The sequence below is a fragment of the Lacrimispora amygdalina genome (assembly GCF_003432035.1).
GTDB classification, from domain to species: domain Bacteria; phylum Bacillota; class Clostridia; order Lachnospirales; family Lachnospiraceae; genus Lacrimispora; species Lacrimispora amygdalina.
In genome coordinates, this window is sequence record NZ_QOHO01000145.1 from 1 (window position 1) to 1741 (window position 1741).

At 35.3% G+C, this 1741-nt stretch carries 1 protein-coding gene; it reads right to left on the reverse strand.

Annotated elements, in window-relative coordinates; genetic code table 11:
• Positions 1-207: 207 nt before the first annotated feature.
• Positions 208-1533: a transposase gene (locus DS742_RS28275; protein WP_117420237.1), complete on the reverse strand. Its 1326-nt coding sequence runs from the start codon at positions 1531-1533 to the stop codon at positions 208-210.
• Positions 1534-1741 lie beyond the last annotated feature (208 nt).

The following is a 1741-nucleotide window of genomic DNA, read 5'->3' on the forward strand; positions in this document are numbered from 1 at the left end:
AACAAATTCAAAAGGTAAACTTATTCCTTTTACTCCGTTTTCGATGTTTTCGATAAAAAATTCTATTATCCACATTTCAATTCTATATTACTGATTTCAATGGGGTTTATCCACACCTTATAGGCTTGGTTACGCAGCGAAATAAATTTTGTGGATATTTTTTTGTTTTTTATCTTTTCATCGACCACTTCCTTTGCTATACTATATTCATGTTTGAGATATGCCTTGCATATCAAACCGAGATATATCTTCTCTTGTTAGTTGCCGTCCAAAGCTTGCTAGCAAATCAGAAGATATATTTTTTTGCAGTTTTTTAATCTCCTGTTTCTTAAGGAAAAAGTACTCATATAGCTGCTTTATGAAATCTGATATCTGTTCCATGAGATAATGATTTTTCTGTGCTTTTTCATGAAAACTGCAAGCATGTTCTATGTTTCCTTGCCAATGTTTCTGGCGATTAAATCCCTGATTTTCTATTTTCCATCTGGAACGTCCCGCATTTACTAATTTTTGTGCATTTTTATTTGTGATTTCGATATTCGTGATCCAAGTGAAATTTGTAATGATTTCTTTCTTGGCCTTCACTTTTCTTTCTGTGTAATTTAAAACATTAATTTCTTCTTTCCCAAAAACTAAGCCATTCACATATTCGACCCCTAAAAGGCTGTTCTTTTCTGGCAGTGCTTCGTATTCTTCTTTGATTGAAGATGCACAACCTTCTTTATATCGAATCAGGTAATCCCAACCATAAGAATTGCATGTCTGGATTACTTTTTTATTCACATAAAGACCATCTGCAACAATGCAAATAGGAAGCCTTGGAAAGTTCTTCTTTAACTTTTCAGCTAGGCGTACAAATGCACTACTTTCGCAGTCTTGCTTGACTGCCTGTGCACCCTTTCGCTTTTCATTGTATTGCTCTGAGTTTTCTATGGTTTCTGTGGCTGCACTACAGACAAGATTATTCCCAAAATATATTTTTGCCTCTAAAACACTTCTATGATATTTTACAAATTCATTTTCTTCCCCACGGTTATACACTCGCCTTAGATAATACTCATTCTTTTGTGTAAAGTCCTCATCAAGCTCCGTTGCATCAATTAAAATGAGCCATTTTTTCAGAACTGTTGCTTCATGAAATGTCTTTCTGCGAATCATTTTATATACAAGATCCTTTTGAATTTTCTCTAACTCCTTTGGTTCCACCCGCTCAAGGTACTCATTCAAGGTTACTCCATGAGGCATAAACTCCTTTGTTTCACTTCTCATAAAATGATATAAATTACTTGCCACAAGTTCATCGTTAAATTTTCTTGTCATTTCCTGCATACTAGGCAAACCAGCAATTCCCTTATAATATAAGGTGCCAAGCATCTCTTTTCCACTATACTCAATGTAGCTGCTATGGCGGGGGTCCTTTACCTCCTCAAATTTTGAAAATAGCTCAGGATAAAACTGTCTCTGAATCCTATTGCATTCTACAATGGCGTTCTTTTCTCTCTTTTGAATGATTCGTTCTCTTTTTCGACTCATTGGAGCCTCCTATGCGACAAAGTTTTTTCTATATTTTACCTTATCGATACGAAGATTCCTAGTTTTCTGGATTATTAGTGCGAATTATTTTCACCTTTCAGTTCTGGAAAAATATACTTTCCATTGACATTTTACTGGTTCTTGGGTATATTATATTTAGTGGTTGCGCTACGGAAACTTGAGATGCCCGTGGCCGGAGGAGCTCATG

Coding starts and splice junctions, on each gene's coding strand:
- DS742_RS28275 (WP_117420237.1), bottom strand. CDS start 1,533: ATGAGTCGAAAAAGAGAACGAATCATTCAAAAGAGAGAAAAGAACGCC.